This is a genomic window from Arthrobacter zhaoxinii (genome assembly GCF_025244925.1).
GTDB classification, from domain to species: domain Bacteria; phylum Actinomycetota; class Actinomycetes; order Actinomycetales; family Micrococcaceae; genus Arthrobacter_B; species Arthrobacter_B zhaoxinii.
Genome location: NZ_CP104275.1, coordinates 3,015,018 through 3,029,165 on the forward strand (window position 1 = coordinate 3,015,018; position 14,148 = coordinate 3,029,165).

At 66.2% G+C, this 14,148-nt stretch carries 15 protein-coding genes; 1 reads left to right on the plus strand and 14 read right to left on the minus strand.

The features are described 5' to 3' along the window. Positions 1 to 31: 31 nt before the first annotated feature. The 8 genes from N2K95_RS14045 to N2K95_RS14080 all read right to left on the minus strand — a co-directional run bounded on the left by N2K95_RS14045 (position 32) and on the right by N2K95_RS14080 (position 6,560). Entirely contained in the window at positions 32 to 319 is a 288-nt protein-coding gene (locus N2K95_RS14045; protein ID WP_304659010.1) for an HU family DNA-binding protein, read from the minus strand. A gap of 695 nt (positions 320 to 1,014) precedes the next feature. Then, on the minus strand, positions 1,015 to 1,320 hold the full coding sequence (gene rpsN, locus N2K95_RS14050) for a 30S ribosomal protein S14 (protein ID WP_227919276.1): 306 nt from the start codon (positions 1,318 to 1,320) through the stop codon (positions 1,015 to 1,017). A gap of 2 nt (positions 1,321 to 1,322) precedes the next feature. After that, positions 1,323 to 1,490 carry a 50S ribosomal protein L33 gene (rpmG, locus tag N2K95_RS14055; RefSeq protein ID WP_227919278.1) on the minus strand — a complete coding sequence of 56 codons (168 nt, stop codon included), beginning with the start codon at positions 1,488 to 1,490 and terminating at the stop codon, positions 1,323 to 1,325. Beyond that, entirely contained in the window at positions 1,490 to 1,726 is a 237-nt protein-coding gene (rpmB, locus tag N2K95_RS14060; RefSeq protein ID WP_229946774.1) for a 50S ribosomal protein L28, read from the minus strand. Before rpmB ends, rpmG begins: the two co-directional genes overlap by 1 nt. Positions 1,727 to 2,100: 374 nt before the next feature. Further along, on the minus strand, positions 2,101 to 3,243 hold the full coding sequence (locus N2K95_RS14065) for a glucose-1-phosphate adenylyltransferase family protein (RefSeq protein WP_260652029.1): 1,143 nt from the start codon (positions 3,241 to 3,243) through the stop codon (positions 2,101 to 2,103). A 98-nt stretch (positions 3,244 to 3,341) separates the two neighbouring features. Further along, a complete protein-coding gene (locus tag N2K95_RS14070; RefSeq protein WP_260652030.1) occupies positions 3,342 to 3,836 on the minus strand; it encodes a MarR family winged helix-turn-helix transcriptional regulator in 495 nt (164 codons plus the stop codon). A 143-nt stretch (positions 3,837 to 3,979) separates the two neighbouring features. Further along, positions 3,980 to 5,578 carry an MFS transporter gene (locus tag N2K95_RS14075; RefSeq protein WP_260652031.1) on the minus strand — a complete coding sequence of 533 codons (1,599 nt, stop codon included), beginning with the start codon at positions 5,576 to 5,578 and terminating at the stop codon, positions 3,980 to 3,982. Positions 5,579 to 5,783: 205 nt separating this feature from the next. Further along, a complete protein-coding gene (locus N2K95_RS14080; RefSeq protein ID WP_260652032.1) occupies positions 5,784 to 6,560 on the minus strand; it encodes an SGNH/GDSL hydrolase family protein in 777 nt (258 codons plus the stop codon). A gap of 131 nt (positions 6,561 to 6,691) precedes the next feature. Here N2K95_RS14080 and N2K95_RS14085 point away from each other — a divergent pair, with 131 nt between their 5' ends. Then, positions 6,692 to 7,654, plus strand: a complete 963-nt coding sequence (locus tag N2K95_RS14085) for a diacylglycerol/lipid kinase family protein (RefSeq protein WP_260652033.1) — start codon at positions 6,692 to 6,694, stop codon at positions 7,652 to 7,654. A 25-nt stretch (positions 7,655 to 7,679) separates the two neighbouring features. Here the strand turns inward: N2K95_RS14085 and N2K95_RS14090 are convergent, their stop codons facing one another. The 6 genes from N2K95_RS14090 to N2K95_RS14115 form a co-directional block, all read right to left on the minus strand. Further along, positions 7,680 to 8,588, minus strand: a complete 909-nt coding sequence (locus N2K95_RS14090; protein ID WP_260652034.1) for a M23 family metallopeptidase — start codon at positions 8,586 to 8,588, stop codon at positions 7,680 to 7,682. Positions 8,589 to 8,886: 298 nt separating this feature from the next. Next, positions 8,887 to 9,954 (minus strand): FecCD family ABC transporter permease, encoded by a 1,068-nt coding sequence (locus N2K95_RS14095; RefSeq protein ID WP_260652035.1) that lies wholly within the window; start codon positions 9,952 to 9,954, stop codon positions 8,887 to 8,889. After that, positions 9,951 to 11,054 carry a FecCD family ABC transporter permease gene (locus N2K95_RS14100; protein ID WP_260652036.1) on the minus strand — a complete coding sequence of 368 codons (1,104 nt, stop codon included), beginning with the start codon at positions 11,052 to 11,054 and terminating at the stop codon, positions 9,951 to 9,953. The genes N2K95_RS14095 and N2K95_RS14100 overlap by 4 nt, the downstream gene beginning before the upstream one ends. Further along, the gene (locus N2K95_RS14105) at positions 11,038 to 12,066 is read right to left on the minus strand and encodes an ABC transporter substrate-binding protein (protein ID WP_260652037.1); all 1,029 of its coding nucleotides are present in this window, start codon (positions 12,064 to 12,066) and stop codon (positions 11,038 to 11,040) included. The genes N2K95_RS14100 and N2K95_RS14105 overlap by 17 nt, the downstream gene beginning before the upstream one ends. Before the next feature lie 72 nt (positions 12,067 to 12,138). Continuing rightward, the gene (locus N2K95_RS14110; protein WP_260653823.1) at positions 12,139 to 13,140 is read right to left on the minus strand and encodes a siderophore-interacting protein; all 1,002 of its coding nucleotides are present in this window, start codon (positions 13,138 to 13,140) and stop codon (positions 12,139 to 12,141) included. 101 nt (positions 13,141 to 13,241) lie between these two features. After that, positions 13,242 to 14,147 carry an ABC transporter ATP-binding protein gene (locus N2K95_RS14115; protein WP_260652039.1) on the minus strand — a complete coding sequence of 302 codons (906 nt, stop codon included), beginning with the start codon at positions 14,145 to 14,147 and terminating at the stop codon, positions 13,242 to 13,244. Position 14,148 lies beyond the last annotated feature (1 nt).

Genomic DNA, 14,148 nt, shown 5'->3' on the forward strand with positions numbered 1-14,148 from the left:
TCAAAGCTGCGGCAGTGGCCGCTGCGTGATGCTACTTCTTGGTGGAGACAGCAGCCTTCAGCTTGGAGCCGGCGGTCAGCTTGACGCTGTGGCCTGCCGGGATCTGAATGGTTTCGCCGGTCTGCGGGTTGCGGCCCGTACGTGCAGCGCGGTCGGTGCGCTCAACTGCCAGCCAACCCGGGATGGTGATCTTCTCGCCCTTGGCAACGGATTCTACGAAGATGTCGAAGACGGCATCCAGCACGCCGTTGACTGCGGTCTGGCTGTTGCCGGACTTTTCTGCAACTGCGGCAACAAGTTCACTGCGGTTCATAGCCAATTTATGTCCTCCTGGACTCTGGGTAACTCGAGCGGATCGCGGATGCGAAACCACCTCTGTTCGAAAACTTACCAGCTTGGACCCCCAACTCCGGCAAAATCCCCTGTATTTAGCGGATTTTTCCCGATTTTCAGGCCGAAAAGTGGCTTTTTGCACCCAGGAACCGGCCAACTCGCCTGAAGGCTGGCGACGTGCTACACAGATGGCCCCGATCAGCCTGCGCATAGGCGTGGATGCGCAGGATCCCGGCACTATCAGTCGCGGGATAACCGGCATGCCTGCGCAGAAATTCCGCCCTATGGTGCGGTGGTTAAAGTGGCTCCCCGATAACGGCAGCACCCGTGGGGGGGGGAATTCCTGCTCGGGGCGGTCTTTCAGTTCCGGATTCCGGCGTTCATGGTGCAGTAACCCGTTCATAGTGCAGTAAATGCTGTCTGGCAGGCCCGCAGGCAGCATCTGCTGCGCTATGAATCGGATGCACCACGGCAGGCGAAAAGGACGGGGCGCAGACCGGGCACGGAACGGGCACTCCAATAGGCCGGCCCCCCAGTCACCCCGAGCACGCCAGCAGGCCAGCAGGCCAGCCACCAACCACCCCGGTCACCCCCAGGCCATCAGCCACCCCCCCCCCCCACCAGGACAGCAAAAAGGACGGCCCCCGAAGGGACCGTCCTTTTCAAAGCGGTAGGCAGTGCTTACCAGCTGGACTTCTTGATGCCCGGCAGTTCGCCTGCGTGGGCCATGTTGCGGAAACGCACACGCGAGATACCGAACTTCTGGAGGGTACCGCGGGGGCGGCCGTCAATCTGGTCACGGTTGCGAAGGCGGACCGGGGAAGCGTTGCGCGGGAGCTTCTGCAGGCCGAGGCGTGCAGCTTCGCGGGCTTCGTCGGTAGCGTTTGCGTCGACCAGGGTCTTCTTCAGTTCGAGGCGCTTGGCAGCGTAACGCTCAACAATAACCTTGCGCTGCTCGTTGCGGGCAATCTTGGACTTCTTTGCCATTCTTAGCGCTCCTCACGGAAATCGACGTGCTGGCGGATCTTGGGATCGTACTTCTTCAGAACCATACGATCCGGATCGTTACGACGGTTCTTGCGAGTTACGTAGGTGTAGCCGGTGCCCGCAGTGGACTTCAGCTTGATGATCGGACGTACGTCCTTGTCCTTAGCCACTAGAGCTTCACACCCTTCGCGATCAGATCGGTAACAACAGCGTCGATACCGCGGACGTCAATCGTCTTGATGCCACGTGCAGAAACCTGCAGCGTTACGTTGCGGCGCAGGGACGGAACCCAGTAGCGCTTCTTCTGAATATTCGGGTCGAACCGACGCTTGTTGCGGCGGTGCGAGTGCGAAATGCTGTGACCAAAGCCGGGGATGGCTCCGGTTACCTGGCAGTAAGCTGCCATGATCTCTCCTCCAGTTGTAGTAAATATGACGGTCCTCAAAAAACAGACACAAGGCCAAAGCGCCTAAGCACCTGCCATAAAGAGCGTCCCGCCACCAGTTTTGACACCGTTATTACTGCGACTTTCCGGAGGTTAACCTGGCGGGGTGAGATCCAGCCGAAGTGCCTCGCCGCGGGGAAGACGGTGAAGTTCAGGCAGCCGAACGGGGAAACCCGGCTCGACAGCCCTCAATTCTAGGTTTATACGGGTGGCCGTGCAAATATCTTCCTACCCGCGCGAAGCGGAACAGGTTAACACACGCACGACTTAACGCCTCTCTATCCTAGGGCCAACGGGCGTTTCGTTCAAACTCGGGGGTACCTGCGTGCCGGGCATCACGACGACGGCGGGTCCACCTTCGAATCGCGTCCCACCACTGCCACCCCGTTTTCCGGATCCAGCTCCGCGCCGTCCAGTTCCCGGCCACCGCCGATCACCGCCAAGGAGTCCACAATCAGGTTTGCGATGCGTGCACCGGACCGGACCACCACACCGTCCAGCAGGACGCAGGAGTCCACTTCGGCGCCGGCTTCCACCACGGCTCCTGCACTGAGCACACTGCGGCGGACGGTGCCTTCCACCCTCGCCCCCGGAGACAGCAGGCTTCCGGCCGCGATGCCGTCCGGCCCAACATAAGCGGGGAGCCGCCGAGGGCTGGCGGAAAGGATCGGCCAGCGGGGGTCATCGAAGTCCAAGCCGCGTCCGTCAATCAGGTCCTGATGCGCCTGGTGGTAGCTGCGCGGGGTCCCCATGTCCCGCCAGTAGCCTGGCAGCCGGTATTCCACGACCTTTTCCTGCTCCACCAGGTAGGGAATGAGCTGGTCGCCGTAGTCTTCGAGCTGGCCGTCCCGCTTCACCAGGGTATCCAGCGCGTTGAGCAGGACGTCGGTGTCGTAGAGGAAGATCTCCGCTGCCACCAGGTCCGTCTTCGGCTTCGAGGGCTTGTACTCGAATCCGGTCACCAGTCCATCGGTTACCTCAACCACTCCGTGGTCACCCGGGTTGTTGTTGATCCTGGTGGTAACCAGGGTCAGGGCGGCCCCGTTTTCCTGGTGCGCCTGGACGACGTCGCGGTAATCCAGGCGGTAAAGGTGGTCGGCACTGAGGACGAGGACGAGGTCCGGATCAAACTCACGGATGTAGTCCACCTGGCGGTACAGGGCGTCGGCGTTGCCCTGGGCGAACCCTTCGCCGTCACCGCCCTGATAGGGCGGGAGCACCCGCAGTCCGCCCTGGGTGCGGTCCAGATCCCAGGGCCGGCCGCTGACCAGTTGGTCATTGAGGGACTGGGGCTTGTACTGCTCGACAATCCACACGTCGCCGAAGCCGCTGTTGTGGAGGTTGGAGAGGGAAATGTCAATCAGGTTGTAGGACCCGGCGACCGGGATGGCCGGTTTAGCCCGGTGATCCGTCAGGCTGCCCAACCGACCGCCGGCACCGCCGGCGAGAATTACGGTCAGGATTCGGGGTACGCGCATACTGTTGGTGCCTCTCATCGTGCCCTGGATACGGTTCATTAGTTCGCTACACCCACGCTAACAAGGGCAGGCACCCGGGCAACAAGTTGACTAACGGGCTACGGCGCCTGATCCGGGCCGAGGATGCCGTTGCACGGGTCGAGACGGGCGAGGATCTTCTTCCCCACGCGCTCCAGATCGGCGACGTCCTCGTCGGAGAGCCCGTCAAAGACTGCCTGCCGAACGGTTTTCACGTGATCCGGCGCCAGCCCCTCAAGAGCGGTCATACCCTCATCCGTCAGGGCCGCCGTCGTCACCCGCGCGTCTGACGGTGAGGGGGTCCGGGACATCCAGCCGCGCTGTTCGAGTTTCTTGACCACGTGGGACAGCCTGGACAGGGAGGCATTGGACCGCGCCGCCAGTTCGCTCATGGGCAGGGACCTGCCCTCCGCCTCGGAAACCATGGCCAGGACGTGGTAGTCGAAGAGGGTGATCCGGGCGCGGCGGAACAGATCGGCGTCGAGCGTGGCGGGCAGGAGGCCCGACACCGCATACAGCGCCAGCCAGGCCTGGCGCTCTCGCGGGTTTAGCCAGCGCGGGGCGTTGTCAGTCATGCCGGCAGTCCTCTCATTCAAGCTTTACGGTTCAATGATTGCAGGCTCAGGCTGCCGCTCCAACCGGTGCCTCGACGGCAGAAGCCGGCCGGACGCGTGTCCGGCCGGCTTCTGTGAGGCGGTGTTGCTAGTGCGGTTGATGCTTAGCGGCTGGCGCCGGGCTCAACGCGGTTGTCAGTCGACTCAACGCCGCTGGGCTCGCCGGCCGGAGCCTGCTGGCTGCCGAGCGTGTCGAACGGCAGCGCGTCGACGTCGAGCAGCGGGTTCTCGTCCTGGCCGGCCACCAGTTCGCGTGCCTCGGCGTGGGTGTCCACGCTGGGCATGGAACCGGGCATCGGCCGGTTGGCTGATTCCTTCATGAATATGACCGCGATGGCTCCGGCCACGGAGGTGAACATCAGCCAGTACGCCGGAGCCATGTCATTGTCCGTGAGGGTAATCAGGCCCTGCATGATCAGCGGAGCAGTACCGCCGAAGATGGCCACGGCCATGTTGTAGGAGATCCCCATGGCGCCGTAGCGGCTGGAGGTCTGGAACAGGGAGGGCAGCGTGGCGGCCAGGTTGCCGACATAGAAGGTCACCGGGATGGCGAGCAGCACCAGGCCCAGCAGCGTAGTGGCAACCGGTCCCTGGTCAATCAGGATAAAGGCAGGAATAGCCAGCACGATGGTGGATCCCGCACCGATCCACAGCACGGGGCGGCGGCCGATCCGGTCCGACAGCTTGCCGGCGAGCGGAATGCACAGGGCCATCAGCACCAGGACGGGGATGGTCAGCAGGGTGCCGTGGACCGGGTCGTAGCCCTTGGAATCGGTCAGGTAGGACGGCATGTAGGACGTCAGGGCGTAGCCCACCGAGTTGACGGCGGCCACGAGGACCATGGCCAGCACGATCGGGCGCCAGTAGGCACGGAAGATTCCCACGGTGCCGAGGGAATCGGTTTCGTCACCGGCCTTGGCGCTGGCTTCCTGGGCGTCCATGGTGGCCTGGAAGGCCGGGGACTCCTCGATTTTTAGCCGGAAGTAAATGGCGATGATGCCCAGCGGCCCGGCGACGAGGAACGGGATCCGCCAGCCCCAGTCCAGCATGGTCTGCTCGGACAGCGTCAGCTGCATCACCGAGACAACGGCGGCACCCAGGGCAAAGCCCATGTAGCTGCCCAGGTCCAGGATGCTGGCCAGGAAACCGCGCCGCTTGTCGGAGGCGTATTCCGAGACGAAGGTGGTGGCACCGGCGTACTCGCCGCCGGTGGAGAAGCCCTGCAGCAGCTTCATCAGGACCAGCAGGATGGGAGCCCAGATGCCGATGGTGTTGTAGCTGGGCAGCACGCCGATGGCGCATGTGGAAGCCGCCATCATGATCAGGGTGATGGCGAGGGTTTTCTGCCGGCCAATACGGTCGCCGAGGCGGCCGAAGACGACGCCGCCCAGCGGACGGGCGATGAAGGTGGCTGCGAAGACGCCCAGGCTGAAGAGCAGCTGTGCGTCCTTGTCGGCGTCAGACAGGAACACGGCGCCCATGGTGACGGCGAGGTAGCCGTAAACACCGACGTCGAACCATTCCATGGTGTTGCCGACGACGGTTCCGCCGACGGCCTTCTTCATCATGGATTTGTCGACGACATTGACATCGTCCACCTCGAGGCGGCGGCGCCGCAGGCTGGGCCTGCGGATCTTACGGGCCGCCTGTGCGGACGGTGACGCCGGGGTTCCGGAAGCGTGGGGCGGTGCATCTTTCGACATGTGGGCCTTCCCTTGATCGATGGCTGCTGACAGCAGCAACCGCCCGAGCACCACACGGTGCCGGGCGACATACAAGTTTAGGAAAGGCACGGCGCATCCACCGAATCGGGGAACCGCATTTTCCGCGTCAGGGCAGGAGGTAACGCCGGTTTCGGTATACAAACAACGTACTTACCGAGGCATATGTGATTTCCCGCACGACCGGCTATGAAGCGGGCAGCGGCGGGTGCGTCAGCTCGGGATAGCGCGGGCAGAGGTTGTCTCCGGAGGACACTCCGCGCAGCCGGCGGCTGACCCACGGGCCGAGGTATTCGCGGGCCCACTGGGCGTCCCGGCGCAGCTGCTCCACACGGTTGCGCGCGGGCTGCTCCTCCAGTTCCGGAATATCAATGGCATCCGTGCCGCGGAGCACTTCCAGCACCTTCTTTGCGGTGAGCATGTGCCCGGCCGGGGACATGTGCAGCCGGTCAACGGCCCAGTACCGCTCGTCCTGGAGGTTCTTCATGCGCCAGTAGTCCACCAGCACGGCGTCGTTCTTCTCCACCGCTTCGCGCACCAGTTCGTTGTAGATCGCAGTGCGTCCGCGGGTGCGGCCGAAGACCGGGGAGTTGCCGGAATCGAACCCCGTGAAGACAAGCACTGCGGCACCGCTGGAGCACAGCTTGGCAATCCCGGCGTCGTAGGCGGCCACAATGGCGTCAATGTCCACCTTGGGACGCAGGATGTCATTGCCGCCGGCATAGATGGTCACCAGGGTGGGCGACAGAGCAATGGCCGCATCCACCTGCTCGTTCAGGACCTGGTGCAGCTTCTTGCCGCGGATGGCGAGGTTCGCATACCCCCAGGACTTGTCCGCCAGCACCAACTGCTCGGCCACGCGGTCCGCCCAGCCGCGCACACCGTTCGGGCGGGTCTCGTCCTCATCCCCCACGCCTTCCGTAAACGAATCTCCCAGGGCCACGTATCGCTGCGTAAAAGTCACCCCCACAGATTACAAGCATCCGGCACAGACCCGCGTTCAAACCGGACCGCGGGCGGGAGCCGCCGCCGGGGCGCCGACCGGGCTAGACTCGGAGCCGGAACTAAAGTACGCATGCTTACGATAAGGACACCATGAGCAGCCCAGCCACCCCGTCACGCCAACGTGCCGCTGTCATTGTGAACCCCATCAAGAAGACGGATTTCGACGTCCGCGTCCGGGTGGCCGAGATCTGCGCCGACGAAGGCTGGGATGAGCCGCTGTTCTTCGACACCGAGGAAGCAGACCCGGGGCATTCCATGGCGCGCAAGGCCATGGAGGCCGGCGTCGATCTGGTGATCGCCGCCGGCGGCGACGGTACCGTCCGCTGCGTGGCCGCTGAGCTGGCCGGCACCACGTTCCCCATGGGCCTGCTGCCGCTGGGCACCGGTAACCTGCTGGCCCGCAACCTGGACATCGGCGTCGACGACCCGGAGCAGGCGGTCCGCGCCGCCCTGAACGGCACCGAGCGGCGCATCGACGTCGTCCACGTGACCGTTGACGAGGCAGTGGACAGCGACACCTTCCTGGTGATGGCCGGGCTGGGGTACGACGCCGGCATGATGGCGGACACCAAGGATGCGCTCAAGGACAAGATCGGCTGGCTGGCCTACGTCGACGCCGGCATCCGGAACCTGCCCGGCAAACCCGTGAAGACCACCATCTCGATTGACGGCGGCAAGCCGATCCACCGCCGGCTGCGCAGCGTCATGGGCGGAAACTGCGGCAAGATCACCGGCGGCCTGGAAATCTTCCCCGGCGCCCGCCTCGACGACGGCCTGCTGGACATCCTGACCCTGGCACCCAAGGGCAAGCTCGGCTGGGTCGGTGTGGTGACCGGCCTGCTGCGCCGCGGCAAGGGCAGCAGCACAGCAGTTGAGTATTACCAGTGCAAGCGTGCTGAAGTGTGGACCGAGTCCCCGTTGGACTTCGAAATGGACGGCGACCATCTGGGCAACGCCACGCACATCCTGTTCGAGATGGACGAGAACGCCCTGCGGATCCGGATGCCCCACGGCAAGAAGGACCCCGCGGTCCTCACCAACCCGGTGCCGTAGCCCCCGCCGGGTCTCCGGTGGCCGTTTACAGCCAGCCCATCGGGTCCTCGTAGTCCCCGTGCCGCAGCACCTCGAAGTGCAGGTGCGGTCCGGTGGAGTTGCCGGTGCTGCCGATTCCGCCTACCACCGCGCCGGCATCCACCGCCTGCCCCACACTCACGTCAATGCTGTTGAGGTGGTTGTAGGTGGTCTGCACGCCGTCGCCGTGGTCAACGACCACACGCAGCCCTCCGCCGCCGGTGGTGTGCCAGCCGGCTTCGGTGACGGTCCCGCCGAGCATGGCTTTCACGGGTGTCCCGGTCACGGCGCCGAAGTCCGTCCCGGTGTGGAACTCCAGGGCGCCCGGAGCCAGCGGGTTGTTCCGGTAGCCGAACGGGGAGGTGACCACCATGTCATCCACGGGCGGCACCGGTCCCTGGACCGGTTCGGCGACGGGTTCAGGAGCGGGTTCCGGGGCCGGTTCCGCAGCGGGAGCCGGTTCGGGTGCTGCGGGGTCTGCTGCCGGCGCCCCGCCGTCCGGATCCCCGCCGTCCGGACCGTCCCCGGTGGAGGCGGTGGACAGTTCGCTGACCACCGACTGACGTTCGATCCGCAGGTCCGATTCAACTGATTCGGCCGCACCGGTAACGAGCCCGCCGAGAGCGACGGCGGCTGCAATGGACAGCGCACCGGTCCGGCGGTGGGGGGTGTCATGTTCTTCGATCCAGTTCCTGGCGGAGCCACCCAGCTCTACGGTGCGGGCCCCCAGTTTCCTGGCGGAGGCTCCCATCTCCGTTCCTGCCCGGCTGCCCAGGTCCGCAGCCCGGGTACCCAGGTCCGCAGCCCGGGAGCGCAGTGTTGCGGCGGAGGTGCGCAGGGTCTTCGCGTGGGCCCGCAGGGTTTCGGCGGAAGCACGCAGATCAAGGGGAAGTCGTTCTAAGAAGTGCTCGGTCAACAGTCACCTCAGTGTGCGTTGGTCAAGGACTCTTTGCGATTGCAGGACGTTTTGACGTCCGTGTACACCGGTCCCGGGCAGCTTCACCGGGTCACCGGGAGTGGAAAGCCGGATCAATGCGATGGTGCCGGCCGGACCATTGAAGTCCGCCGGACACCAATCCGGCCCGCTTTCAATGTTAAGAAACCGGCAGGCCCGCCGTCCGCCTTTTGTGGCCAATGCCAACTCCCCCGGTGACCGGTGTCCGGCCCACCTGTGGCCGCCGTCGCACTGCCCCGGGGGCACGGCGCAGCCCCTGCTAGAGCACGCCTTTCCGTGCCTCCCCGAGCAACAGGTAGCCCAGATAGACGCTGCCCAGGGCCGCGGTGAAGATCCCCACGGGCAGGGCGGCGCCAATGTCGATCTGCTGCACCGTGAAGTCGGAGAGGGTCAGCACCAGGGCCCCCACCAGTGCCGGGGCTACCACGCCGGGCGAGGAGACACCGAGCAGGCGCAGGGCGATCTGCGGGGCAACGAGGGCAACGAAAGCCACGGGGCCGCAGACGCTGACGGCCGAGGCGGCCAGCACCACGGCCAGGAGGATGGCGATCGTACGGGTACGGACCACCCGGACGCCGAGCGCCTGGGCCATATCGTCCCCGAGGGACACCAGGTTCAACTGCCGCTGCAGCGCCGCGGCGGCGGGCAGCACCAGGACCAGTGCGACGGCGATGGTCACCACATGGGACCAGGACCGGGAGGCCAGGGATCCGTTGAGGTAGAAGGCGAGGGTCTGTGCCTGCTTCTCCCCCACGGTTGTCATGGCCAGTGAGGTCAGGGCGGTCGCTACGGCGGAAATGCCGATGCCTGCCACAATCAGCTTCCCGGGCCGCGCGAAACCGCGGCCGGTGCTGAGCCAGACCAGTCCCACTGCTATGCCCCCGCCCAGGACGGCGGCAACCGGCACGGGGAGATAGCCCGGCCAAAGTGTCGTCGCGGCGGCTCCGGCAGCCGCTCCGCTGGTCAGCCCCACCACCTCCGGGCTTCCGAGCGGGTTGCGGGTCACGGTCTGGAACAGGGATCCGGCCACACCGAACGCGATACCTGCGCCCACGGCGGTCAGGAACCGGGGGCCGCGCAGCCGTTCGAGCACAAAGGAGGCGCTTCCCTCCGGCGGCGACACGGCGAGTCCGAACAACTCGCCCCAGCTCAGTCCCAGGTCACCGGCGGTCAGGGTGAATGCCCCCACCAGGATCAGTGCGGCGGTAAGAAGGAGGGTGGTTGCAACGCTGCGCCTGCGGTAGCGGAAACTGATGTTCTTCCCGATTCGGGCGGTGCGGGTCTGCGATGCGGGACGGGACCCGGAATCGGTGCGGGCGCCGCTCATGCCACGGCCCGCATCCGGCGGACGGCCAGGATCAGCAGCGGTGCGCCCAGGAGGGCGGTGATAACGCCGGTGAGCACTTCACCGGGCTGGGCCACCAGGCGGCCGGCGACGTCGGCAAAAAGCAGCAGGGCCGGGCCGACGACGGCGCTCAGGACCAGCAGCCAGCGGTGATCCGGTCCGGTGAAGCTGCGCACAATGTGCGGCACGGCCAGGCCCACGAAGCCGATGGGTCCGACGGCGGCGGTCGCCGAAGCACAGAGCACTGCAGCGGCGAGTGCGCCGGTGATCTTGGCCGTCTGCGGCCGCAGGCCCAGCGAAGCTGCAGCCTCCTCCCCCAGCGCCAGGGCGTTCAGGGAGCGTCCGGTGGCGAGTGCCGCAGCCAGTCCCACCAGGAAGAACGGCAGGACATCGTAGGCCTGCTCCATGGTCCGTCCGCTCAGGGAACCGACGGCCCAGAACCGGTACATGGTGAACACCTCGGGCCGGGTCAGGGCAATGGCCTGGATGAAGGACATCAGCACCGCGGAAATCACCGTGCCGGCCAGGACCAGACGCACGGGCGTGGAACCGCGTCGGCCCGAGGCAAGTCCATACACCACCAGCACGGTGAGCAGGGCGCCGGGGAGGGCAACCCAGACATTCGCGCTTGTGGCGCTGAGACCGAAAAAGGCCATCCCGGTGACCAGGGCCGCGGCGGCACCGGCGTTCACGCCGAGGATGCCGGGATCGGCCAGCGGGTTCCGGGTCAGGCCCTGCATGATGACTCCGGCCACGGCCAGGGCCGCACCGGCGATGAGGCCAAGGACGGTCCGCGGCACGCGGCTGGCCACCACGTCGTCGGCGTAGGTGCTGCCCGTGCCGGTGATTTCCGTCCACAGTGACGCTGCAACCTCCGCGGGGTTCAGTTGATGGGCACCGACGGCCAGGCTGGTCACCACGGCGAGGAGCAGCACTCCCAGGCCCGCGGCCAGCAGTGCGGTCCCCCGTCCGGCGCTCAGCAGTGAACGCCGAGGAGCGGCCGGTGCATCCGCACCGGCCGCTCCCGGGTGTCCGGCTCGCGCCGGAACCTCAGCAGGCGCCGAACTAGTCGACCTTGGCAACTGCTTCTTCGATCATCGGCTCAAACCGGTCCAGGACCCACGGGACGCTCAGCGGGGTCAGGAAGCTGGAAGCCATGCCGACCTGGCGGTCAAGGTTACGCACCACGGAGCCGCGTTCCACGGCGGGAATCTGCGCGAAGAGGCGCTGCTCTTCCGTACGCTGCTGCTCTGCTTCGTCGTTGTACCAGGTGAACAGGACATCGACGTCCGTCAGCTTGGCTGCGTTTTCGAGCCCCAGCTCCGAGGTGAAGCTGCCTTCACTCGAGGGAATGTCCTTAACTGCCGGATCCACGGTCATCCCCAGCGCGGTGAGGATATCCACCCGCGCGTCACCCTCGTTGTACAGCACCAGGGAACCCGGGGCGCCGCCGCCCCAGACGTAGGCGAAGGTCTTGCCCTCAAACTCAGGGTGCTCGGCTGCGCTGTCGGCCAATGCCTGCTCGACGCCGGCAACTGCTTCCTCTGCTGCCTCCGGCTCGCCCAGCGCCTTGCCGATCACCGAAATGTGGTCATCCCAGTCGATGTTCCAGGCCTTTTCCGGGTAGGCAACGGTGGGGGCGAGGTCGTTGAGGATGTCGAAGTCCTCCTGGGTGATGCCGGAGTTCGGGGCCAGGATCAGGTCCGGTTCCAGTGCCACAATGGCGTCGATGTCGATGTCCTGTCCGCCGGTGAACGTGGCGGGGAAATCGTCTCCGCGTTCCTCGATGGCTTCGCTCACCCACGGGTAGTTGCCGTGCTCGTCATTGCCCCAGGTGACCTCTTCGACGCCCACCGGCGTGGTGCCCAGCGCGACGGCGGTGTCGGCCGAACCCCACCCGAGGGTGACCACGCGCTGAGGCTTCTGCTCAATGGTGGCCTCTCCCAGTGCCGATTCGATGGTTACCGGGAACTGCTCCGCAGCTTCCCCGGTCGAATCGGATGCCGCGCTGTCTGCGGCATCGGCACCGCAGCCGCTTAGGGCCAGCAGGACTGCCGGGACGGCCAGCAGGGCGGCGAGCGGAGCTCTTTTCATGGTGTTCCTTTCAGAGGGGACCGGCCCGCCGTACGGCGGGCCGGTCATAACAAAAACTTGGGGCCGGAGCGGTTAGGACAGCTCGGCACGGCCCTTGCGCCAGTAGCCCATAAAGGCCACCTGCTTGCGGTCAATCCCGACGTCGCGCACCAGGTAGCGGCGCAGGCCGCGCACCACGGCGGCTTCACCGGCAATCCAGGCGTAGAAGGGAAGCGCTCCCGACGGCGCATGCGGGTTCCGTGAAGCTTCCACCACTGCCGGATCCAGCCGCTGCGGGGTTTCCCAGAGGATGGCTTCGTCCACGTTGACTTCCTCGGGTTCCCGCAGGGTCGGGCTGGGACGGAACGGGGCACCGTCGGCGGTCTCCACTGATGCCCAGCCGGGCAGCGCGACGACCTGGCGCACCGCGGCGTCGAGCAGTTCGCCGTGGGGCCGGGCGCCGCGGGCGAGCCAGATCATCTGCACGCCGGAGTCGGTGCGGACTTCCTGGCGGTCCCCGCTGGAGGGGATCTCCATCAGGGCGTGGCCGGTCACGTCTTCCGGCAGTGATTCCAGGATCGCGGTGATCGCCGGAACAGCCGTTTCATCCCCGGCGAGCAGCACGTGCCGGGCCATGCCGGGACGCCATTCGATGCCGCCGTAGGATTCGGCGGTGACGCACTGGGCAACGTTGGGGCCAATGACGCAAACCCGGTCCCCCGGAACCGCGGCGGCGGCCCAGCTGGAGGCCGGCCCGCCCTTGCCGTCCTCGTCGAAGTGGAGGACGAAGTCGACGTCGATTTCGGGTTCCGGCCCGGAGCAGCGGGCACCGCGGACGGTATAGGTGCGCATGCATCCGCGTGTGGCCGGGTCCAGTTTCAGCCAGTCCTGGTACCAGCCGGCGTCGAGCGTGGACAGGTCCGGAAGCGGCAGGGAGGTGCCGTCGGCGTCGACGCAGGGCACGATCACCTTGATCCGCAGGTCGTGGGTCTGTCCCTGCACACCGAAATCGGCCAGGCAGGCTCCGGCGAAGGTGATGCGCTGGAAGTTGGCACCCAGCCGGACAATCCGCTTGACCTCGACGTCGAAGGACATCACGGCGGCGGTGCTGCGTACCCGGCGGGCCGGGCGCGCGGACGCAGTGCCGGCGGGGTCGACGGAAGCGGCAGCTGCGCCGTTTACGGAGCGGACGTGCGTCATGATGCGGCCTCCATGGGCTCGTTGATGCCGGATCGACGCTGGCCGTCCCCCGGGTTGGGCAGGTAGCCAGAGGGCTTTTCCGGTTCCGGCTCTGCTTCCGGTTCCGGTGCGGCGCTGTGGTGGCGTCCGAGCGGGATGACCATCGGGGTGCCGGAGACCGGATCCGGAATGACACGGGAGGCCAGCCCGAAGACCGTGCTGACCAGTTCTTCGGTGACGACGTCGGCCGGGGCGCCTTCTGCGGCAATCCGTCCGTCCTTCATGGCCACCAGGTGGTCCGCGTAGCGGGCGGCCAGGTTCAGGTCATGCAGGACAATGGCCACGGTGGTGCCGGCACGCCGGTTCAAGTCGGTGATCAGGTCCAGGACCTCGATCTGGTGGGTGACGTCCAGGAACGTGGTGGGCTCATCCAGCAGCAGGATGTCCGTCTCCTGGGCCAGGGCCATGGCGATCCAGACCCGCTGGCGCTGGCCGCCGGAAAGTTCGTCCACGTTCCGCCCGGCCAGGTCCACGGTATCGGTGGCTGCCAGTGCGGCGGCAACGGCTTCGTCGTCGGCGGCTGTCCACTGCCGGAACCAGCCCTGGTGCGGGTAGCGGCCGCGGCCCACCAGGTCCGCCACGGTGATCCCTTCGGGTGCCGTGGGTGTCTGCGGAAGCAGCCCCAGTGTGCGGGCCACCTGCCGGCTGGGCACTGAGGAGATGTCCTTGCCGTTGAGGTAGACGGTGCCTCCGGCCGGCTTCAGCAGCCGGGCCAGGCCCCGCAGCAGCGTGGACTTTCCGCACGCGTTGGCGCCGACAATGATCGTGATCCTGCCCGCGGGCAGGGTAAGCGAGAGCGAGTCCACCACTTTGCGCTCGTCGTATCCGAGCTCCAGCTTTTCAGCGGAAAGCAGGTTCTCCATG